Here is a 20,955-nt window from a genome sequence, read left to right as displayed (position 1 = left end):
TTGAGACACCCGGCTGCCGCGAGGCCGTGCGTGCGCACCCACCAAGTCATTGATGGATACGAGCATCCCAGGACTGGCTCAGCGGAGCAACACGACTTACCGGGACTTGCGCCAGTTCAGGCTGAAACGATCCATCCCTCAAGGCGATCAATGCCGGCAGGCTGGCCGAAGCCGGGCCGGCTCGCCGCCCAAGCGGCCTGCATCAGGCACAGCACCGCATCGAGCCGGTCGCCGCTGCCTTCGTCCACAAGTTCATCGCGCTGCGCGTGCGACAGCTTCAGCCGCAGGCCTAACCTGGTACGCCCCTGCTCCAGCGCGTCGACGATGTCCTTGCGTGCGATGAGCCGCTCCGGCGTCTGTGCGGCCTTGGTGTCGCTCTTGTAGGAGCGCCGCCCGATCAGCTCGCGGGCCAGCAGGCCCGGGTAGGCCTCCAGCGCGACCCGGCTTGCGTCGCCGGCCAGGTGTGCCGGCAGATGCACGCCGGCCGCGATGAGCCGCGGCACGCCCGCATGCAGCATCCAGGCCACCGGCGGATTCACCCACTTCATGCTGGGGCTGGCTCCGGCCGGGCCGTCGCAGGCGCGGTGGGCGAACTTGGACCCGGCCGGCCGCGCATCGCAGAAGGCCACAAAGCGCGCGCGGATCTCGTCGCGCCCCAGGCTGCCGTAGTGGGCCATCAGTGCCGCATAGTCGGTCGGCCAGCCCAGCGTCTCGACCAGTTCGCGCGGCAGGCCCAGGGGCAGATCCAGGCCTGCCACCCAGGGACCCGGCCGGGCCAGCCAGGCGGAGAACTCGTCCAGGCTGCGCAGCGCCTCCAGCCCGGCCAGGCGCACGACGGCGCCGTGGCGACGGCCGCCTGCTACGCGGATCGGCTTGGCCGTGCGGGGCGCACTCGTGAAGTCGACCCCGAAAACATCGTTGTCAGTCATGAGTGGCATTCTGAGCCTAGGCAAAATTGTTGACTTCCATGTCAGATCTGCTCGACCTCCCCGCCAAGCCCGCCGACGAGACCGGTTTCGACGCCCCCGCGTTCGACGCCGCCCTCGCCGCGGCGCGGCAGCATGCCGCCGCCGGCGCCTACCAGGCCTCCTGCGAGGCGCTGGAGCGGCTGCTGCTGGACTGCCCCGCGAGCGAGCTGCGCCGCCGGGGCGAGGCCCTGGCCCTGCTGGCCCACCAGTACCCTCGCCTGGGTCGGCTGACGTCGAGCGCGCGCTGCGCCACGGAGGCGCTGGCGCTGGCCGAGCGAGTCGGCGACGACGGCCTGCTGGCCGACGCGCTGACCAGCCAGTGCTACGTCTACGGCCAGCTGCTGATGGCACGCGAGGCGCTGGAGTCGGGCATGAAGGCCCTGGCCGCCGCGCGCCGCGTCGGCGACCCTGTACGCGAGGCCTGGGCGCTCAACCGCGTCGGCGTCGCCTATTCCAGCCTGGACAACCCCGTCCAGGCCTGTGCCTGTACCGAGCAGGCCCTGGAGATCGCCGCCCACGGCCATGTGCCCGAGGTGCTGTTCTCCTGCCACAACAACCTGGCGTATTTCTGGCTGCGCCGCGTCGAGGAAGCCCGGGCCCTGGGCAGCGACGACACGGCGCTGGCCGAGGCCCTCGTCAGTGCCCGCCGCACGGCGGAGCAGGCGACGGCGCTGGCGCGCGCCTCGGACAGCCCCTTCCAGATCGCCGTGGCCCTGTCCAACCTCGTCAACGTGCTGCTGGCCGGCGGCTTGCTGGACGATGCCCTGCCGCTGCTCAACGAGTTCGGCCACCTTGCCCACGACCACGGCTACCGCACGCTGGCCATCGAGGCCGATGTGCAGCGCGCCGTCTTCCTGCGCCTCAAGGGCGAGCCCCTGCAGGCCGCGCGCATCCTGGCGGCCCTGCTGCACGCCGCCGTCGAGCCGCCGCCCAAGCTGCGCCGGCTGCTGGTCCGCTCGCTCTACGAAACCCACAAGGCCTGCGGCCAGTACCGCGAGGCGCTGAGCTGGCTGGAGGAACTCGTCGGCCTGGACCGCCAGATCAGCCGCGACAACCTCGTGCTGCAGACCGAGGTCATCCTCATCCGCGACCAGGTCGAGCAGGCCCAGGCGCGCGCCGACAGCGCCGTTGCCGACGCCCGCCGCGAGCGGGCCCGGGCCGTGCACCTGGAAAACGAGCAGCAGCGCCTGCGCGAGCACGCGATGGCCCTGGACCGCGCCGCCCACGAAGACGTGCTGACCGGCCTGCACAACCGCCGCCATGCGGAGTACGCGCTGCCGCTGCTGGTGGAAGGCGCGCGCATGGCCGGCCAGGTCATCAGCGTCGCGACGCTGGACGTGGATCACTTCAAGCGCATCAACGACAGCCACGGCCACGCCGTCGGCGACGCCGTGCTGCAGCAGCTCGCCCAGCTGCTGCGCCACCGGCTGCGCAGCGCCGACCTGCTGGCCCGCATCGGCGGCGAGGAGTTCCTGGCCGTGCTGGTGGGCATCGCGCCCCAGCAGGCCGCCGAGATCTGCGAGCGCCTGCGCCTGGCCGTCGCCGAGCACGACTGGGCGGCCATCACGCCCGGCCTGGTCGTGCGCGTCAGCATCGGCATCGCCGGCGGCGCGCCGCAGCAGCAGGGTGAAAGCCTGCTCAACCGCGCCGACCACGCCCTCTACGCCGCCAAGCGCGGCGGGCGCAACCGGGTGCACGTGGACTAGGTCTGTCCCCCTGAGGCAGCAGGCCCCGGGCGGCCTAGACTGCCGGCATGAACCCCGTCCTCATCGAAGTCCTGCGCGGCAGCGCCGTCGAGTCTCGCCACGCCGGTGCCCTGGCCATCGTCGATGCCTCCGGCGCCGTGCACACGGCCCTGGGCGACATCGAGCGCCCCGTCTTCCCGCGCTCGGCCGTCAAGATGCTGCAGGCCCTGCCGCTGGTGGCCAGCGGCGCCGCCGAGGCCTTCGCGCTCACCGATGCCGAGCTGGCGCTGGCCTGCGCCTCGCACAGTGGCGAGCCCGAGCATGTGGCCACCGCGGCCGGCGTGCTGGCAAAGCTGGGGCTGACGACTGACGCGCTGGAATGCGGCACGCAATGGCCCAGCCGCGAGCCGGTGCTGCGCGGCATGGTGGCGCGCGGCGAGCTGGCCACGCCGCTGCACAACAACTGCTCGGGCAAGCACTCGGGCTTCCTCTGCCTGGCCTGCCATATGGCGATGGGGGCCCGCAACGCCGGCGCCGAGCCAGCCGAGTTCGCGCGCGGCTATGTCGCGGCCGCGCACCCGGTCATGCGCGAAGTGTCCGCCGCGCTGTCGGCGGCGACGGGTGTGGACGTCGAGCAGGCGCCGCGCGGCACCGACGGCTGCTCCATCCCGACCTTTGCGCTGCCCCTGCGCTCGCTGGCGCTGGCCTTCGCCCGCTGCGGCACCGGCCAGGGCCTGTCCGACGGCCATGCGCGCGCCGCGCGCCGGCTGCGCCAGGCCGCCGCTGCTGCGCCCTTCATGGTGGGCGGCACCGACCGCTTCGACACGCGCGTGATGCAGGCGCTGGGCGAGCGCCTGTTCTGCAAGATCGGCGCCGAGGGCGTCTACTGCGCCGCCCTGCCCGGGCTGGGCCTGGGCGTGGCGCTGAAGATCGACGATGGCGCCGCCCGCGCCGCCGAGGCGGCGATGGCCGCCGTGGCGCTGGCCCTGTTGCAGGCCGAGGGCGAATTGCTGAGCGGCTACAGCCACCTGCAACTGCGCAACTGGCGTGGCATCGACGTCGGCTCACTGCGCCCGGCCGAGGCGCTGACCCGGGCCCTGGGCAGGCACTGACCCCTGCGCGCCGGCCCGCAGACGGGGCCGGCCCGAGACTCGAACAAATGAAGTCCGTCGCAGGCTGCGACGCTAGGTCTTTGACTCCCTGTCGGCTTGCGACAGCTCGAAAGTCCTTTGAGGATGCGCGACTTCAGGCCGGCGGACGGTTGACCATGTGCCGACTGGCCCGAGCTTGTGAGCACCGGTGAGGGGTGCTGCGGGATCGCTGTTGTCATCCAGCCGGAGCGGGGTCAATGGCATCGACGGACTTCCAGGTTCGTCATGGCTCGCCTTCCCGGTTCAGCAGTTCCAGATAGGCGGTGTATTCGTAGATGCGGTTGCGCTTCATGCCCGTCACCTCACGCACCAGGCCCAGCTCGATCATTGCGTCAAGGATCTTGCCCACGGTGTGCGGACTCTGTCCGGTGACGGCGCCGATGGCGGGGCTGATGTTTGCAGCAAGGAGACTCTTCTATTTCACGAATCGCCTTTTCGTGCAGCAACAGCCCAAGCCAATTGCACTCCGCACCCTGGCTTGAATCTTGATTAGCACCTGAAAGGTCGCCTTGCCATGCACGCGGAGCCCGCGATGCGACCCAGCCAAGCCTCCCTCGACGCCTGTACGCGCCGCTACACCTTCGTCCGGGAAAAGTTGCAACGCCTGCGGCAGCTGGTTGACGATCATTTCGGCCACGACCCGAACCCCCTCCTTTGGGGCCACGCAGGCGACTGGGGCGCGTGGAACAGGCCATCGACGATCTGCTCGCGATCTTGGACGGACAGCCCAAGAAACGCAGACCGCGACGAAAACGCTGCCCAAGCTCAATCAGCTGCAAGCAAGGCTTTGACCAGGTTCGCATGCGCGGAGCCCTCGGGCGCCTGCTCCAAAGACGTCTGCTCGCGCCGCAGGCCGCTCTGTCCTGGACCGCCGCCGCGACTTGCCGCGCGGCGAATTCGCGCAGCACATGGGCGTTCCTCTGGGTAGAGCCTTGCGCCATTGCGAGAAGTGGAATTGGCGGCCCGGTATCTTTTAGTCACTCGATGTGCAGGAGCGTCGCCTTGCTCAACTATGGCGAAGGAAATATCTCTTCGAGGAAAGCGACGAATGCCTTGACACCCGGATTCCCGCGCCGGCTCTCAGGCCAGACTGCAGTGATGGTCGAACTGTCTACTGAAAACTCGCCCAGCACGGGCACCAGCAGCCCCCTCTGCACATAAGGCGCCGCAATCCACGAGGCCGCCATGCCTACGCCGCCACCCGCGGCCAGCAGCTCCACCACCGCATCGCTGACGTCCACCACGATGGCTGCATCAGGCGTGAACTCGAGCGTGCGATTGCCTACCTTGAACATCCATTGCAGCGTCTGCCCGGAAGTCTGGTAGCGGAAGTTCACGCAATCGTGTCCTCGCAGGTCCTCCGGCCCGGCTGGCGTTCCGTGCACCGCCAGGTAGGCCGGTGACGCATAGGCATTGAGCCGGACCGGCGCCAGGCCGCGCGAGATCAGGCTGGAGTCGGCCAACTGGCCGATGCGGATCGCCACGTCGATGCCCTCTTCGACGATGTTGACGAACCTGTCACTCAGCCGGAGGTCGATGTTGAGCTTGGGGTAGCGGCGCCGGAACTCGGGCAGCGCCGGCGCCAGCAGACGCGTGCCGATGGGCAGTGGCGCCGCGATCTTCAGCGTCCCAGATGGCTCGGAGCGCGCCGCCACGGCCGACTGCACGACATCCTCGGCCGCCCGCAGCAGGTGCAGCGCCCGTTCCTGCAAATCACGCCCCTCAGGCGTCAGGACCAGCGAACGGGTCGTCCGCGTGAAGAGGCGCAGGCCCAGTTGCTGCTCCAGGCGCTGGATGGTCTTGCTGACGGCCGAGGGCGAAACGGACAGCGACCGCGCCGCCGCCGTGAAGCTGCCCAAGGAGGCCGCTCTCGCGAACGCGACGATGCCGGTGAGGCGCTCCAAGCTGACATGTTCCGCCATGGCACATAACAAGTGATATTCAGACCGATTATCAAATGGATGGCGAATGTCCACACTCCTGGCCAACGACACCGCCGAGGTGCCGTCCCATTGGTGATAAAGGACATAGCGATGACGATCAAGACGATGAAGGCGATTCAGCAGCAGGAGTTCGGCGGCCCCGAGGTGCTGCGCTACGAGGACGCACCGGTGCCCGAACTGAAGCCGGGGGAGGTGCTCGTGCGCGTCCACGCTGTGGGTCTGAACCCGCCCGACTGGTATCTGCGCGACGGCTACAAGATGCTGCCGCCCGAATGGCAGCCGAAGGTGTCCTTCCCCGTCATCCCAGGGACGGACGTGTCGGGCGTGGTCGCGGCCATCGCGCCAGACGTCAAAGACTTCGCCGTCGGCGACGAGGTGTACTCGATGGTCCGCTTCCCAAGCGGCCTGGCTGGCGACAGCCGGGCCTATGCGGAGTACGTCAGCGTGCCGGTATCGGAAGTGGCGCTCAAGCCTGCCGGTATCGACCACCTGCATGCCGCCGCGGCGCCGATGTCGCTGCTCACCGCCTGGCAGTTCATGATCGAGCTGGGGCACGATGTGCAAAACCCGCTCCAGCCGAACCGGCATGAGCCGGTGCCGCTCAAGGGCAAGACCGTTCTCGTGAATGGCGCCGCGGGCGGTGTGGGGCATCTCGCGCTGCAGCTCGCCAAGTGGCAGGGGGCGCGAGTGATCGCCGTGGCCTCGACTCAGCAGGAAGCGTTCGTGCGCGACCTCGGCGCGGACGAGTTCATCGACTACACGCAAACCGCCGCCGAGGAGGTGGTCCGGGACGTCGATCTCGTCGTCGATGCGGTCGGTGGACCGACCACCGGCCGCTTCCTGCGCACGCTCAGGCGCGGCGGCGCCCTGTTCCCCATCTTCCCGTTGGGCTTCTCAGGCGCCGACGAGGCCGCGCGCCTGGGCGTCACGGTCTCGACAACCCAGGTTCGGTCGAGCGGCGCCCAATTGACGACGGTCGCCCCCTTGCTCGAAGCAGGAACGATCCGCATCGCCATCGACAGCAAGTTCCAACTGGCGGATGCGCGCAAGGCCCATGAGCGAGCGGCCAACGGGCACATTGCCGGGAAGATCGTGCTCCAGGTCCGCTGAGGAAGACTGCGATGAGCACCCTCAAAGAGGCCGTCAATGACCTATTCGACGACCGACTGGCGGTGGACGAAGCCATGGACCGGCACTTCGTCCCTGGCTTTCGCCAGCGTGTCAACGGGCAGTGGGACGACCGAGCCGCGTTCCTCGCGCGGATCGTTCTGCTCCGCAAGGTCGTGGAGCGCGCCACCATCACTGTCCTGGACGAGTTCGAAGCTGGTGGCCGCTACGCAGAGCGGCATGTCATCGAGCTGGTCAAACGCGACGGCGAACAGATCGTGCAAGAGATCTACCTGTTCGCGGAACGCGACCCAGACGGCCGCTTCAATCGAATCGAGGAGACAACCTTGAAGCTCGAGCTGTAATCGAGCCAGGGCCCTGGGCGCAGTCGATGCGCTGACTGCAGCGCGCTGCCGGTCTCGCCGCTTTATGCGAGCCGGCGCCAGTTGGCGCGACGCGTACAGCCCATAGTGACTTGGCTCACTCGAGTTCTGGCACCCCACCTTCTAAAGACGCAAGACTATCTTGAGAGCCGTCTCGCACCGAAAGTGCTTGATCACGTTGGTGGATAAGCCACGCGGTACGAGGTGCCGCACCCCGTTCTGGCCAGCGAAGGCCAGCGCCGGTGCAAGAAGGTGAAGCTAAAGTTTGATGGCGTGCATGGGCGAACTTCTCATGCGGGCCCCGGGTTCTGCGAGCCGTCGCCCACCATGCGCACCAGCGCTCGTGTCAGCATGCGGCTTTCGCCAACGCTGAAGACTTTGCCCAACACCTGCGCCAGGCTCTCGATGAAGAGGCCAATGTTCGACTTGATGATGTTGAGGTCCTTACGGTTTCGCTCACTTGCGTTGATCTGCGCCAACGCCTGTAGCCCCTGCTCAAGCAACGCGCGCTGGTCGCCTGACAACACGCGCCCCGTGGCTCGGCCGAAGGCGTCGATCATCTCCTGGATGCGATGCGCCTGGGTGTTGACTTCGTCTGCCTGCTCGACATGTGCCGCGCTAGACATGAGGCGTCGCAGGCCATCAAAGTAGGCGACGCGATCTTGCGGCGCGCCGGTCATCTGTATCACATTACCAAGCGCCGAGGCCGTATCGCGCAGACGCGCGTCGAATGCGGACTGTGCAGCCTCGATCATCTGGAGATCGGTCTTGCATGGCACCGACTCGGGCCTGCCGCTAGCGTCACCAGGTTGCTGCGGTTTGTAGTCACCCACGGATCCCTCCCATTGACGCCGCCGCACAGCGGCTTGGATGACTCAGGATAGCGGAGACGCACCGATTGGAAGCCTGCCCGTTCTGGGATCGGTTCTGACGCCGATGCCGAATGGCAGCTTCGGAGGGCGCCGTCATCCAACTCCAGCCCGCGGCTGCCTTCGCTACCGACCACTTCATCGAAGAGTACGGTCCCAGAACGGCGGTGTGGCCTTGCCCCCGCATAACCGGACAGATGAACGTATAGACGCGGCTATCACCCCGCTCCAGTTCAGTCGCCCCGTTCCCATAATCTGGAAAACGCCCGACAGTCTTCATTCGAGTCCGACGGACTCTACTTGTCGGAGTCACCCGAGATAAAACGATACAAAACGAGACCAAGCAAGCGCTTGGTTGACTTTACAGTCCGGCCCCATGCCTGCTGCCAAGCCGCCCGCCGCCTCCCCGTTACCGCCCCGTGAACGACTGCTGCAGGAGGCGATGCGCCTGTTCGGCGAGCGCGGCGTGGACGCCGTGCCCACCCGCGAGATCTGCGCCGCCGCCGGCGTGAACCCGGGCGCCATCCACTACCACTTCGGCGACAAGGACGGCCTCTACGCCGAGGTGCTGCGCCAACCGGTGCGCGAGCTGCAGCAGCAGCTGGCCGGCTTCGACGACGCGGGGCTGGACCTGCACGAATCCATCTGCCGGTTCCTGCGCCCTTTCCTCTTTGACGACGGCGCCTGCAGCGCCCAGCTGTTCTTCCGCGAGATGCAGGCGCCCAGTCCCGTGTTCATGCAGACCGTGGCGCAGGAGGTCGGCCCCCTCTTCGACCGATTCGCCCGCCTGCTGGCCCGCCACGCCGGCCTGGCCGAGCCCACGGCCGCCATCCACCAGCTCGCCATGGGCCTGCAGGCCATGGCCCACGACTACTCCATGACGCGGCCGATGCTGGACGCCTTTCACCCCGAACTGCTGGCCGACGACCCTCAGCTCGAACGCACCTGCGCGCGCCTGGCCGACTGGGGCTGCGCCCTTGTCGCCTACGAGCGCGCCCAACACGCCAAGCCCGAATGAACTCACGCCTGCTTCTCGCCGCGCCGCTGCTGGCGCTGCTCACCGCCTGCATGACGGCGCCCCCCGCCCCGCCGTCGACACCGGCGGCCGTGCCCGCCGCCTGGCGCTCGCCCCTTCCCCATGGCGGCAGCACGGCGGCGCTGAACGCCTGGTGGCAGGCTTTCGAGGACCCGGTGCTGGCCCGTCTGGTCGCCCGCGCCGAGGAGCGCAGCCCGACGCTGGAGCAGGCCGCTGCCCGTCGGCGCCAGGCCGAGGCTGGTGCCGCCCAGGCGCGCGCCGGGCTGATGCCCCAGGGCGGCGTCGGCGCCCAGGTCCAGCGCGGGCGCGCACTGAACGGCGTGGCCGGTGACAGCACCCAGGCCAGCGCCCAGTTCAGCGCCAGCTGGGAGATCGACCTGTTCGGCGGCCAGCGCGCGGCGGCCACGGCCGCCGCCGCCCAGGCCACCGCGGCCTCGGCCGACTGGCACGCCGCCCGCGTCAGCCTCGCCGCCGATGTGGCACAGGCCTATGTGCAGCTGCGTCTGGCGCAGGCCCGCGAGGAGTCCGCCGAGCTGGACACTCGCTTTGCCGAGCAGATCGCCGGCTGGGCGCGCGAACAGCAGAAGGCCGGGCTGGTGAGCGCCAGCGACGCCGCACTGCTCAACACCGAGCGAGCCGTCGCCGCCGCGTCGCGCAGCCAGTGGCGGGCCGAGGCGCAGGTGGCGCTGCAGACGCTGGCCCTGCTGTGCGCCGAGCGCGCTGACACGCTGGCCGCCGAGCTGGCGCCACCGGCCGTCGCCGGCGAAGGCTTCGACATTCGCCGCAGCCAGCCCCGGGTGCCGGGTTTCGACGTGAGCGCCCTGCCCGCGCAAGCGCTGGCCCAGCGCCCCGACCTCGCCGCCGCACACCATCGCTGGCTGGCCGCCGTGCAGCAGCAGCGCAGCGTGCAGGCCCAGCGCTACCCGCAGCTCAGCCTCTCGGCCATGGCGGGCGAGTCGCGGCTGCGCGTGGGTGGCAAGAGCAGCCACGGCGCGCTGTGGTCCTTCGGCCCCAGCCTCACCCTGCCCATGTTCGATGGCGGCGCCCTGGTTGCCGCCGGTGAAGGCGCCCAGGCGGCGGCGGACGAAGCCGCGGCGGCGCTGCAGGCCCAATGGCTGGTTGCCGTGAACGAGGTGGAGGAGGCGCTGCAACGCGTGGCGGCAGGTGCCGAGCGCGAACGCGAGGTCGAAGCCGTGAAGCGCGAGTGGGAGGGCATCGCGCGCCGCTCCTTCTCGCAGGCCCAGGCCGGCCTGCAAAGCGGCATGCAGCGCAACACCACGTTCCGCAACGCGCTGGCCGCGTATGACGCCGTGCTCAGCGTGCGCGCCGAGCACGCGCTGGCCTGGATACGCCTGTATCGCAGCCTGGGTGGCGGCTGGACCGCCGACACCCTCACCAACACCGCCCAGAACACGCCTGTCGCCCGCTGACCCATGAAGACACCCAAGCTCCGCATGTCCCTCCTGACCGCCGCCCTGACCGCCGCGCTGGCCGTGGCCTTCGTCGCGGCCCTGTCCGGCCCCGCCTTCGCGCAGCAGGCCGCCGCCAGCGCGGCGCCCAAGCCGGCGCTCACGGTCAAGCGCGTCGTCGCGCAGACCGGCAACTGGAACCAGACCCTGTCCGGCACCGGCTCCATCGCCGCTTGGCAGGAGGTCGTCATCGGCGCCGAGATCGGCGGCCAGCGGCTGGCCGCGCTGATGGTGGACGCCGGCGACCGCGTGAAGAAGGGCCAGCTGCTGGCCCGCCTCAGCCCCGGCACGCTGGAAGCCGACCTCGCCGCCAGCAGCGCGGCGCTGCTGGAGGCCGAGGCCTCCGCCCGCGACGCACACCAGACTGCCGAGCGCGTGAAGACGCTGCAGGGCAGCGAGGCGCTGTCGCCGCAGGCCATCGACCAGGCCCTGGCCGCCGACGCCGCCGCGCAGGCACGCGTCGCCGCGGCGCGGGCCCGCGTGCAGGCCGACCAGCTGCGCCTGTCCTACACGCAGATCACCGCGCCGGACGATGGCGTCATCAACGTCCGCCTGGCCACACCGGGCGCCCTGGTGCAACCGGGCCAGGAGCTGTTCCGCCTGCAGCGCCAGGGCCGCCTGGAGTGGCGCGCCGAGGTGCCCGGTGCCGAGCTGGCCGCACTCAAGGCCGGTCAGCGGGTGCGCGTGCAGCCCAGCGGCGCGCCAGCGGTGGAAGGACGCATCCGGCGCGTCGCGCCGCAGATCGACCCGCAGACGCGCAACGGCCTGGTCTACGTGGACCTGAAGGCGAGCGACACGCTGCGCGCCGGCCTGTTCGCGCGTGGCGACTTCGTCCTCGGCGAGAGCCCCGCGCTGACGCTGCCGCAGACCGCCGTGCTGCTGCGCGACGGCTTCAGCTATGTCTTCCGCATCGACGGCAGCAAGGTGCGCCAGACCAAGGTGCAGGTGGGCCGCCGCGAGGGCGACCGCGTGGAGGTGCGGGCCGGCCTGGCGGCCGGCGCGGCCGTCGTCGAGTCCGGCGTTGGCTTCCTGGTGGACGGCGACGCGGTGCGCGTCGCGCAGTAAGGAGACACCCGGATGTTCAACGTCTCACGCTGGTCGATCGCCAACCCGGTGCCGGCCATCATGCTCTTCATCATGCTGACGGCCGCCGGTCTCTACGGCTTCGGCAAGATGAAGATCCAGCAGTTCCCCGACATCGAGCTGCCCACCATCGTCGTCACCGCCTCGCTGCCGGGCGCCGCGCCCGCGCAGATGGAAACAGAGGTCGCGCGCAAGATCGAGAACTCGCTGGCCTCGGCCCAGGGCCTCAAGCATCTCTACACCAAGGTCCAGGACGGCACGGCCACCGTCACGGCCGAGTACCGCCTGGAGAAGTCACTGCAGGAGGCGCTGGACGACACCCGCGATGCGGTGACCCGCATCCGCGCCGACCTGCCGGCCGACCTGCGCGACCCGGTCATCACGAAGATGAACCTGTCGGGCATGCCCATCCTGACCTACACGGTCTCCAGCAGCAGCATGGACGACGAGGCGCTCTCGTGGTTCGTGGACAACCAGGTCGCCAAGCGACTGCTGTCGGTGCGCGGCGTGGGCTCGGTGGCGCGCGTGGGCGGCGTCAGCCGTGAGCTGCGCGTGGCGCTGGACCCGGCACGCCTGCTGGCGCTCGGTGCGACCGCGGCCGAGGTGTCGCGCCAGTTGAAGCAGGTGCAGCAGGAAGCCCCCGGCGGCCGCGCGACGCTGGGCGGCGCCGAGCAGTCGCTGCGCACCATCGCCACCGTGCAGAGCGCGGATGAGCTGGCCGCCATGGACATCCCGCTCGCCGACGGCCGGCGCGTGCGGCTGGACCAGGTTGCTTCCGTGACCGACACGCTGGCCGAGACGCGCGCCGGTGCCTTCCTCAACGGCAAGCCCGTGGTCGGCTTCGAGATCGTGCGCGCCAAGGGCGCCGGCGAGGTGGACGTGGCGCAGCGCATCCGTGCGGCGCTGGAGGAGCTCAAGGCCGCCCACCCCGACATCACCGTCACCGAGGCCTTCAACTTCGTCGACCCCGTCATCGAGAACTACCACGGCAGCCTGTCGCTGCTGATGGAGGGCGCGCTGCTGGCCGTGCTCGTGGTGTGGTTCTTCCTGCGCGACTGGCGGGCCACGCTCGTCAGCGCCGTGGCCCTGCCACTGTCGGCCATCCCGACCTTCCTCGTCATGCACTGGATGGGATTCACGCTCAACGTCGTGACACTGCTGTCCCTGTCGCTCGTCATCGGCGTGCTGGTGGACGACGCCATCGTCGAGATCGAGAACATCATGCGGCACCTGACGATGGGCAAGACGCCGCTGGAAGCCGCCCGCGAGGCCGCCGACGAGATCGGCCTGGCCGTCATCGCGACGACCTTCACGCTGATCGCCGTGTTCCTGCCCACCGCCTTCATGAGCGGCGTGGTCGGCAAGTTCTTCGTGCAGTTCGGCTGGACGGCTTCCATCGCCGTGTTCTTCTCGCTGGTGGTGGCCCGGCTGCTGACGCCCATGATGGCGGCCTACATCCTCAAGGCACCGAAGGCCGCCCACAAGGAGCCGTTCTGGATGCCCGGCTATCTGCGCGCCGCGCGCTGGGCCTTCACGCACAAGGGCAAGACCATGGCCATCACGGCGGCCTTCGGCGTGGCGGCGTGCACGCCCCTCTTCATGGGCGCCATCCCCGGCGCCTTCCTGCCGCCGGACGACCTGAGCCAGACGCAGATCAGCATCGAGCTGCCACCCGGCAGCACCTACGAGCAGACCCGTGCCATCGCGGAGCAGGCGCGCGCCGCCGCCGCGGCCCACCCGCATGTGAAGCTGATCTACACGGCCGTCGGCGGCGGCAGTGCCGGCGGCGACCCCTTCGCCATGAGCGGCGCGGCCGAGGCCCGCAAGGCCACGCTGACGCTGAACCTGACGCCGCGCAAGGACCGCCGCGGCACCAGCAAGCAGCAGATCGAGCGCGAGCTGCGCGAGCGGCTGGAGAACATCGCCGGCGCGCGGCTGAAGGTCACCTTCGGCGGCTCCAACGAGAAGTACCAGCTCGTGCTGGCCGGCGAGGACGGCGAGCTGCTGGCGGCCCACGCCGCCAAGGTGGAGCGGGAGCTGCGCGGCATTCCCGGCATCGGCCAGGTGACCAGCAGCTCCAGCCTGCAGCGGCCCGAGCTCATCATCCGGCCCGACGCGGCGCGGGCGGCCGACCTGGGCGTGTCCACCGCAGCGATTGCGGACACGCTGCGCATCGCGACGGCAGGCGACTACGACCAGTTCCTGCCCAAGCTCAACCTTGCGCAGCGTCAGGTGCCCATCGTCGTGCGCCTGCCCGATTCGGCGCGCGCCGACCTGGCCCTGCTGGGCGAGCTGACCGTGCCCGGCGCCCGCGGCCCCGTGCCGGTGCGCCAGGTGGCGGAGCTCACGATGACCAGCGGACCGGCCCAGATCGACCGCTACGACCGGCTGCGCAACGTCACCTTCGAGATCGAGCTGAACGGCCAGCCGCTGTCAGAGGTGCAGGCCGCCGCTGCCGCCCTGCCCAGCATCGCCAGCCTGCCGCCGGGCGTCAGCAAGGCCGAGATCGGCGACGCCGAGGCCTTCGCCGAGCTGGGCCAGGGCTTTGCGCTGGCCATGGGAACGGGCGTGGCCTGCATCTACATCGTCCTGGTGCTGCTGTTCCACGCCTGGGTGCAGCCGGTCACCATCCTCGGCGCGCTGATCCTGTCCATCCCGGGCGCCATCCTGGCGCTGTTCGTCACGCAGACCGACCTCAGCATGCCGGCCATGATCGGCATGATCATGCTGATGGGCATCGCGACGAAGAACTCCATCCTGCTGGTGGAGTACGCCATCGTCGCGCAGCGCGAGCAGGGGCTCACACGCCTGGAGGCGCTGCTGGACGCCTGCCACAAGCGCGCCCGGCCCATCGTCATGACGACGCTCGCCATGGGCGCCGGCATGCTGCCCATCGCGCTGGGCTTCGGCACCGATCCCAGCTTCCGCGCCCCGATGGCCATCGTCGTCATCGGCGGGCTGATCACCAGCACCTTCCTGAGCCTGCTGGTGATCCCGGTGCTCTACGAGATCGTGGATGACTTCATCCAGCGCTTCAGCCGCCGGCGCGGCGCGACGAAGGGGGAAGTGGTGTCTGCCTGATGGCGCGCAAGGCCGCTGGCAGTGCCATGGCCCGGGGCATGGCCTGTCCCCACGGGCTGCGTGGCTCCTTTGGGCGATGGCGCATGGACGCCCGGACGCAAGACTTGCGTCCGCGTTCAACCACCTTCAAGGAAGCCTCCATGACCACCCGATTCCTGACCCCGCTCATCACCGCGATGGCCCTGCTGCTGGGCAGCGCGGCCGCCAGCGCGCAATCCGCCGACCTGGCCAACGATCTCGCCCGCATTCGCCAGGCCACCTCCAAGTTCCGCGACATCAACGTCGCGCTGTCCGAGGGCTATGTGATCGCCCCGCCCGGGCACTGCGTCGCCGCAGCGTCCGAGGGCGAGCCCCGTCAGCTTGGCGGGATGGGCGTGCACGTCATTCGACCGGACCTGCTGGGCATCACGACCGTGACGCCGCGCGTGAACGGCGTGGGCACGAACACCGACTTCACCCACCCGTCCGTGCTGGTGTACGAACCTCAGCCCAAAGGCGGCTATGACCTGGTCGCAGTGGAGAACATCGTGTTCGCGCAGGCTTGGCACGGGGCAGGCAACCTGAAGCGGCCGGAGTTCCATGGCAACGAGTACTACAAGGTCATCGACAACCCGCTGACCCCGATCGATGAGGCCCACGGCTTCGAGCCCCACTACGAGCTGCACATCTGGCTGTACCGCGAGAATCCCGCCGGCATGTTCATGCCGTTCAATTCGCGTGTGCGGTGCCCCGCGGATCACTGAGCATCCGTGCATGGCGCAAGCGAGCACCTGCAGCGTTTGGCGGCGGACGGCTCGACCCACAGTAGAGCCGGAAATCGACTGAGCAGGTGGCGAGAGCCGCCTGCACGGCGGAACTCGACTTAAGCCATAGATGCCACGAGGGCCCTCCTCAACCGAACAGCGGCGCCGCGGTACAGGTTGAACTCCGCCACCAACCACGACACCTGGCCTGCCTTGCGCTGCAAGCGATGCGCCGTGGCGGCCGACGCTGCGACCAGTGCAGCCTTGAGCTGCGTCACCAGGACGGGCTTGGAGAACGCCTGGCCGATCTGGCCGGTGGCGGCGCTCTGCCCGCAGGTGGCGTCACTGGTCTCCGAGACGAAAACCGAGTCGCGTTGGCGCCAAGGATCTCTTGCATCGTCTCGCCGGCCCTGTCGACCAGGGCCGTGCAACCGTAACCGTGCACACGCGAACGCCTTGCCTCGGCGGCTAGTGATTGCGATGCCCCAGGACAGCTTGCGATCGGTGGGCTGGCGCCAACGTCCGTCGTTGTCCGGCCAATAGCCGCACCCCGACGCATCTGAAACACCCCCGTCAGGTGGCGCACGGTCCATCGAGCGCTGGACCGAAGTGCCGCTGATCTATCGGCGAGCGGAACTGGCGACTGCGAACGCGGGGCAATTGGCGAACGTAAGCCAGGATGGCGCGCTGCACTGCTCCGGGCGGCGTACGCAGGCCGTTCAGAACCGGTAGGCAGCCGGCGCTGCCGAGCCTTCAATCGACCATGCGGCTGGCCACGATTGAGCGCTCGATTGACCTCATCCAAAGCCGTCCCAATGATCCGCTCGGCTGCTTCGGCTATCGCTTCAGTAGCGGCCGCAGGGCTGTCGCGGCTGCAGCGCGCGCGAGGAGCCCCGACTCAGATCGCGCCTTGATGGATCCCAGACCTCGGCACCGATGCGCCACCTGAACCAGGGGATGTCGGGCTAAAAACGTAGGTTGTTACCACTTGTACCGACCGACATACTCGGAAGGCGATCAGCCACGAATCCTTGGGCCGGCAAACAAGGCTTGGCCAAACACTGCCAGAACAGCTCGATCGAGGGGGAGCATCCATGAACTCGAGTCGCGGTATTACTGCGTTGGTGATTCTGTCGCTTCAGCTCTTGGGCTGCGGCGGCTCAACTGATACCGCGACGGATGAACTCCGGCATCCCCTTGCCGCGCAAACTTCCGCAGCGCCCGAGGGCACTACGTGCAGAGATTGCATCTTCGGCCCGGCCACCTTTACGCGTGGTGCGGGCAAGCCGACAACGGAAGTGGTGACCATCAAGGGCGTCAGCGGCACCAGCTATTTGATCGATATCGACGATCAAGGCTCTCAGGGAGCAGACGGTGCCGTGACCCTGGACGGAAAAATGTTGATGGCTCCTCGCGCGGAAGAAGAAGTAGGTGCCAGGCATAAGACGTTGAACGTCAGTTTGACGGCGTCGAGCCAGTTGAGCATTCGGCTGTCAGGCAAGCCCGGATCAATGCTTCAAGTCTCGATCCGGGGGGGAGCACAAATTTTGAATTCTGCTGGCGGGGTGGTTGCTAGCGACGGCGGCGCCATTCGCCTGGAAGTTCCATATGGCGCAATTACTTCGCCGACAGTAATTACCATAACCAAGACAACGACTTCAGTCCCCGGCGGAAATCTTGGGCCAGTCGTTGAACTGGGCCCGGACGGCCTGAAATTTGCCAATCCCGTGACGCTAAGGATGAATTACGACTCAGCAATTCTCCAGAACAGTGCTGACGAGATTCTTAGGATCGCCACGGTCGTGGACGGCCAATGGAGTGATTTGGATACCACAGTCGACACCGCCAACCATACGTTGACAGCGGATCTCCAGCACTTCAGCCCGTACACCTTCAAGGAAGTGTCAGGCTTGTGCATATCTTCGGGAGACGCCAACTACGATCTGGCGATGGCAAAACTATCTCAACAGATATTCATGTCCCCCAATCCAAACTACAAGGGAAAAGGCTGCGTCGATGAGGGATATCTGCAGGATGGCTATAGCAAATATTATAAATCCATGCAGAATCACGCGGGCATGGACTTCCTTGTTGAAATGGGCACCCAGGCGCACGCGATCGTGGATGGTTGGCTGGAGGAGTCACGCCTTAACAAGGACATCAACAATCTGCAGTCCACACTCATCATTCGTTCGGTGGTGGGAGGCACTGAATACAGGATATTTTATCTCCACTGTGACTCCCACATCCTGCACAGGGATGGACAGAATCTCGGGTCTCTCGATGGCAAGAAAGACCTGAGGATCCGGGCAGGAGATGAAGTTTGCCAAACTGGCAATGTGGGTGCCGGCAAGATCGTGAATGGAGTTGAAGTTGGCGGCTACCACCTCCACGTCGAAGTGAAATCCCTGTCAATGGACTTAATTTCTCCGCTATATGCGGTGTCCGGAAGCCACTGTCCAGGGCAGAGCTTCGTCAACTTCAAAGGAGTGCTCGCCGCTGGGTGTCCGTTAGCATATATTCAGGCCAATACCGTTGATCCAGTGCTACTTCTCGCCAGATCGGGGACGCCAGCCTATATATCACTTGCCCTCGGCAATCCTGGAATACCAGGAGATGGGATTTTCGTATCACAAAGCCCAGTCAATCCCGGAGGAGCTAATGGGTATTTCAAATTAGCCCAGCCAATTTATCTTTCGAAATATCCGTCGGGAGCAACGATATCCGTATTTTCCGGGGGAGGAGTGGCCCCGACTGCACATGTCATCCAAATTGATACCGGACTGCCTTCGACTGATCCGTGCTACATGCGCTTTGGATCATCAGTCGGGATTGCAGGTCAAATCACCGTAAACGGAGTGAGAGGCATCTACTCCAATGTTTGGCCTGCCTGGTACCCATCCTGGGTCGCATTTGCCAATTCAGCCACCCAGCAAATGGCTGCCGCAAAGGGCATTTCGTGTGGCAATGTCAGCCTTGAAAAACTCAGGATTGTGGATCTATGGCCACAATTGAATGGAATCGTAGCGTCCCTGGATGCTGTCGCACTGGGCGAAGGCATTGATAACTATCCGAGATAATCGACACCCAATGCGGCGCGAAAGCAAATTCACATGTGAGACTGCCTAGACGCGGAAATCTGCTCCTTTGTGGTCCTACTTTGACATTGATGTGCCGTACAGATGTCATGCAGCTGAGGCTGGCAGTAATCAGCCCGCAGTGATGCCAAGAACTTTGGCGTCAGAAGATTCGATAGCACCCCTGCGGCCAACTGTTTCCGGATAAAAGTTGGCGACTGCCATGTGCGAACATTTTTGAAAACGCAGTCAACAAGCATCACGAGTCAGGGGACTTTGGATTTCGCGGGCGGCAGCCCCACTCAACCCACTCCGTCAGTCCATCACATGCGCCTTCGAACACGGCCACTCGCGGCCTCAGTTCGGCCCAAGGCCCCTCAGTACCTGTCCGTTGAGCCCGGTTCCGGTCGCGCTGTTTGAAAGACCTGAATGAAGTGCGGGCGCCGCAGAGGGCGCAAGTCCGCAGCGCCGCAGTTCCGGGCAGAGAGTCGACCGAGCTGCAGATACTCACAGGTAATCAGCAGCGCAAGGCCAAAAAGGAAGTCCACCTTGTCGGAGCACTGGTCGGCTTGAAGGGCTGGTCACTTGTTGGCGCCAGCGGCCTTCCTGATGCCTGGTATGTCAGACCGAAATTCCTACGAAGCAATCAATTGACGAATGGATTGGCTCGGGCGACCCGTGGCCTAGCTGGGCCTCGAGCCGTTGATTGCCGAGACGAGCGCCCAATCCCGGCAGAGGTGCTTCAGCCCAGCCTGAACACCGCCACCGAGCGCGACAACTCGTCCGCCTGCTGCTGCAGGCTGTGAGCCGCAGCGGCTGACTCCTCAACGAGCGCGGCGTTCTGCTGCGTCATCTGGTCGAGGTTGGCGATGGCCTGGCCGATCTGCCCGATGCCGGTGCTCTGTTCACCCGTGGCGAGGCTGATCTCGGAAACGATGCCGCTGACGCGGGCGATGGCCGAGATGATGTCCTGCATGGTCGCGCCGGCCCTGGCGACCAGGGCCGTGCCGCTGTCCACGCTCTCGCCGCTGCTGAGGATCAGGGTCTTGATCTCCTTGGCCGCCTCGGCCGAGCGCTGCGCCAGCGTGCGCACCTCGCCGGCCACGACGGCGAAGCCGCGGCCCTGTTCGCCGGCACGGGCCGCCTCGACGGCCGCGTTCAGCGCCAGGATGTTGGTCTGGAAGGCGATGCCGTCGATGACGGCAATGATGTCGCCGATCTTGCTGGACGAGGCGCTGATGCGGCCCATGGTCTGCACGACCTCCTCCACCACTGCGCCGCCGCGGCGGGCCACTTCGGCGGCGTCGCTGGCGAGCTGGTTGGCCTGGCGTGCGGACTCGGCGTTATGCGTGACGCTGGCCGTCAGCTCCTCCATGGCAGAGGCCGTCTGCTGCAGGTTGGAGGCCGCCTGCTCGGTGCGGTTGCTGAGATCCTGGCTGCCGACGGCCACCTCGCGCGAGGCCTCGGCAATGCTGTCGGTGCTCTGGCGCACGCCGGTGACGACCCGGGCCAGCGAGTCCTGCATGCCCTGCACGCCACGCATCACGGCGGATGTCTCGTCTCGCCCGACCACACGCACGGGCTCGCTGAGGTCCTGGCCCGCGATGCGCTCGGCCGTCTTCACGGCATAGGCCAGCGGCGCAAGGATGGAGCGGATGTTGAGCGTCGTGTAGGCGGCCAGCAGCAGCACCGCCGCGATGACGACCAGCATCAGGTTGCGGCGGATGTCCTGTTCATGCTCGTCCAGCTGCGCCACCTGCTCGACGGAATGCTTGTCCACCTTCTCCGTCATCTCGGCGAGCGCCTTGTCCATGGCGCGCACGGAGCCCTTCACGGGCTCCATGGCCTGGTTGGCCGCGGCGGTGTCGGCGAACTCGCCCTTGCCCAGTCGCTCGAGGATGCCGCTGAAGCCGCTGCGGTAGTCCTGCAAGGCCTTCTGCAATTCGTCCGGCATGCGCTTCACGTCGGACGGCACATCGAGTCTGGCGATCTTGGCCAGGCTGGTCGAGACCTTCTCGAAGGTCTCGTTCCACTCCTTGCGATAGCGCTCCACGGCCTTGGCGTCGGCCAGGTTGATGAGCAGGTCCTTCTCGTAGCGGCGCAGGTTGCCGACGCCCGCCCGGATGCCGGCCAGCAGGGTCAGGGACTCGACGTCGTTGTCGACGTAGTGCACGAACTCCTGCTTGGCCTGCGCCAGGCTGCGCAGGCCCTGGAGGCCCACGACGAGCATGGCCAGCACCGCAAGCGCGGCGAGGGCGAGCAGGCGCGCCTTGATCGTGAAATCGCTGAGCTTCATCACCACTCCTCACCACGAGCCCAGCCGCAGCGGGCGGCAGCCGTCGTCCCTCCCAGGCGCCTGA

15 protein-coding genes are annotated in these 20,955 nt (G+C 67.4%); 10 read left to right on the top strand and 5 right to left on the bottom strand.

The annotated features are described in order from the left end of the window. Nucleotides 1–116 precede the first annotated feature (116 nt). Nucleotides 117–929: a DUF429 domain-containing protein gene (locus tag AC07VX_RS17855; protein ID WP_493165563.1), complete on the bottom strand. Its 813-nt coding sequence runs from the start codon at nucleotides 927–929 to the stop codon at nucleotides 117–119. Between the two features lie 38 nt (nucleotides 930–967). On the opposite strand from AC07VX_RS17855, the gene AC07VX_RS17850 reads away from it, so the two are divergent. Further along, entirely contained in the window at nucleotides 968–2,674 is a 1,707-nt protein-coding gene (locus tag AC07VX_RS17850) for a GGDEF domain-containing protein (protein WP_493165564.1), read from the top strand. Nucleotides 2,675–2,721: 47 nt separating this feature from the next. Then, the gene (locus tag AC07VX_RS17845) at nucleotides 2,722–3,765 is read left to right on the top strand and encodes an asparaginase (protein ID WP_493165565.1); all 1,044 of its coding nucleotides are present in this window, start codon (nucleotides 2,722–2,724) and stop codon (nucleotides 3,763–3,765) included. Between the two features lie 262 nt (nucleotides 3,766–4,027). Here AC07VX_RS17845 and AC07VX_RS17840 read toward each other — a convergent pair whose 3' ends face one another. Together AC07VX_RS17840 and AC07VX_RS17835 are read right to left on the bottom strand one after the other, a co-directional pair. Then, nucleotides 4,028–4,153, bottom strand: coding sequence for a hypothetical protein (locus tag AC07VX_RS17840; protein WP_493165566.1), 126 nt, complete (start codon nucleotides 4,151–4,153; stop codon nucleotides 4,028–4,030). Between the two features lie 661 nt (nucleotides 4,154–4,814). Further along, nucleotides 4,815–5,708, bottom strand: a complete 894-nt coding sequence (locus tag AC07VX_RS17835) for a LysR family transcriptional regulator (protein ID WP_493165567.1) — start codon at nucleotides 5,706–5,708, stop codon at nucleotides 4,815–4,817. A 129-nt stretch (nucleotides 5,709–5,837) separates the two neighbouring features. On the opposite strand from AC07VX_RS17835, the gene AC07VX_RS17830 reads away from it, so the two are divergent. After that, nucleotides 5,838–6,857 (top strand): NADP-dependent oxidoreductase, encoded by a 1,020-nt coding sequence (locus AC07VX_RS17830; protein ID WP_493165568.1) that lies wholly within the window; start codon nucleotides 5,838–5,840, stop codon nucleotides 6,855–6,857. A gap of 11 nt (nucleotides 6,858–6,868) precedes the next feature. Beyond that, nucleotides 6,869–7,219, top strand: a complete 351-nt coding sequence (locus AC07VX_RS17825) for a nuclear transport factor 2 family protein (RefSeq protein WP_493165569.1) — start codon at nucleotides 6,869–6,871, stop codon at nucleotides 7,217–7,219. A gap of 308 nt (nucleotides 7,220–7,527) precedes the next feature. Here the strand turns inward: AC07VX_RS17825 and AC07VX_RS17820 are convergent, their stop codons facing one another. Beyond that, nucleotides 7,528–8,070: a hypothetical protein gene (locus AC07VX_RS17820; RefSeq protein WP_493165570.1), complete on the bottom strand. Its 543-nt coding sequence runs from the start codon at nucleotides 8,068–8,070 to the stop codon at nucleotides 7,528–7,530. A 412-nt stretch (nucleotides 8,071–8,482) separates the two neighbouring features. Here AC07VX_RS17820 and AC07VX_RS17815 point away from each other — a divergent pair, with 412 nt between their 5' ends. From AC07VX_RS17815 to AC07VX_RS17790, 6 genes are all read left to right on the top strand, one after another. Continuing rightward, nucleotides 8,483–9,124, top strand: coding sequence for a TetR/AcrR family transcriptional regulator (locus AC07VX_RS17815; RefSeq protein ID WP_493165571.1), 642 nt, complete (start codon nucleotides 8,483–8,485; stop codon nucleotides 9,122–9,124). Beyond that, complete coding sequence (locus tag AC07VX_RS17810; RefSeq protein ID WP_493165572.1) at nucleotides 9,121–10,572, top strand: efflux transporter outer membrane subunit; 1,452 nt, start codon at nucleotides 9,121–9,123, stop codon at nucleotides 10,570–10,572. The genes AC07VX_RS17815 and AC07VX_RS17810 overlap by 4 nt, the downstream gene beginning before the upstream one ends. 24 nt (nucleotides 10,573–10,596) lie before the next feature. Next, on the top strand, nucleotides 10,597–11,676 hold the full coding sequence (locus AC07VX_RS17805) for an efflux RND transporter periplasmic adaptor subunit (RefSeq protein ID WP_493165573.1): 1,080 nt from the start codon (nucleotides 10,597–10,599) through the stop codon (nucleotides 11,674–11,676). A gap of 12 nt (nucleotides 11,677–11,688) precedes the next feature. Further along, nucleotides 11,689–14,775, top strand: a complete 3,087-nt coding sequence (locus tag AC07VX_RS17800) for an efflux RND transporter permease subunit (RefSeq protein ID WP_493165574.1) — start codon at nucleotides 11,689–11,691, stop codon at nucleotides 14,773–14,775. A 140-nt stretch (nucleotides 14,776–14,915) separates the two neighbouring features. Then, nucleotides 14,916–15,518, top strand: coding sequence for a hypothetical protein (locus AC07VX_RS17795; protein WP_493165575.1), 603 nt, complete (start codon nucleotides 14,916–14,918; stop codon nucleotides 15,516–15,518). Nucleotides 15,519–16,612: 1,094 nt separating this feature from the next. Continuing rightward, nucleotides 16,613–18,598, top strand: a complete 1,986-nt coding sequence (locus AC07VX_RS17790) for a hypothetical protein (RefSeq protein ID WP_493165576.1) — start codon at nucleotides 16,613–16,615, stop codon at nucleotides 18,596–18,598. A 739-nt stretch (nucleotides 18,599–19,337) separates the two neighbouring features. Here AC07VX_RS17790 and AC07VX_RS17785 read toward each other — a convergent pair. Continuing rightward, nucleotides 19,338–20,891 (bottom strand): methyl-accepting chemotaxis protein, encoded by a 1,554-nt coding sequence (locus AC07VX_RS17785; RefSeq protein ID WP_493165577.1) that lies wholly within the window; start codon nucleotides 20,889–20,891, stop codon nucleotides 19,338–19,340. Between the last annotated feature and the right edge of the window lie 64 nt (nucleotides 20,892–20,955).

Source organism: Roseateles sp. GW821-FHT03B02, from assembly GCF_059421025.1.
This window is presented reverse-complemented; position numbering and strand designations above follow the sequence as displayed.

Bases quoted from the DNA above. Each gene is read 5' to 3' on its own strand.
- AC07VX_RS17805 (WP_493165573.1), top strand. From the start codon at position 10,597: ATGTCCCTCCTGACCGCCGCCCTGACCGCCGCGCTGGCCGTGGCCTTC.
- AC07VX_RS17825 (WP_493165569.1), top strand. From the start codon at position 6,869: ATGAGCACCCTCAAAGAGGCCGTCAATGACCTATTCGACGACCGACTG.
- AC07VX_RS17815 (WP_493165571.1), top strand. From the start codon at position 8,483: ATGCCTGCTGCCAAGCCGCCCGCCGCCTCCCCGTTACCGCCCCGTGAA.
- AC07VX_RS17845 (WP_493165565.1), top strand. From the start codon at position 2,722: ATGAACCCCGTCCTCATCGAAGTCCTGCGCGGCAGCGCCGTCGAGTCT.
- AC07VX_RS17795 (WP_493165575.1), top strand. From the start codon at position 14,916: ATGACCACCCGATTCCTGACCCCGCTCATCACCGCGATGGCCCTGCTG.
- AC07VX_RS17810 (WP_493165572.1), top strand. From the start codon at position 9,121: ATGAACTCACGCCTGCTTCTCGCCGCGCCGCTGCTGGCGCTGCTCACC.
- AC07VX_RS17830 (WP_493165568.1), top strand. From the start codon at position 5,838: ATGACGATCAAGACGATGAAGGCGATTCAGCAGCAGGAGTTCGGCGGC.
- AC07VX_RS17855 (WP_493165563.1), bottom strand. From the start codon at position 929: ATGACTGACAACGATGTTTTCGGGGTCGACTTCACGAGTGCGCCCCGC.
- AC07VX_RS17800 (WP_493165574.1), top strand. From the start codon at position 11,689: ATGTTCAACGTCTCACGCTGGTCGATCGCCAACCCGGTGCCGGCCATC.
- AC07VX_RS17790 (WP_493165576.1), top strand. From the start codon at position 16,613: ATGAACTCGAGTCGCGGTATTACTGCGTTGGTGATTCTGTCGCTTCAG.
- AC07VX_RS17785 (WP_493165577.1), bottom strand. From the start codon at position 20,891: ATGAAGCTCAGCGATTTCACGATCAAGGCGCGCCTGCTCGCCCTCGCC.
- AC07VX_RS17850 (WP_493165564.1), top strand. From the start codon at position 968: ATGTCAGATCTGCTCGACCTCCCCGCCAAGCCCGCCGACGAGACCGGT.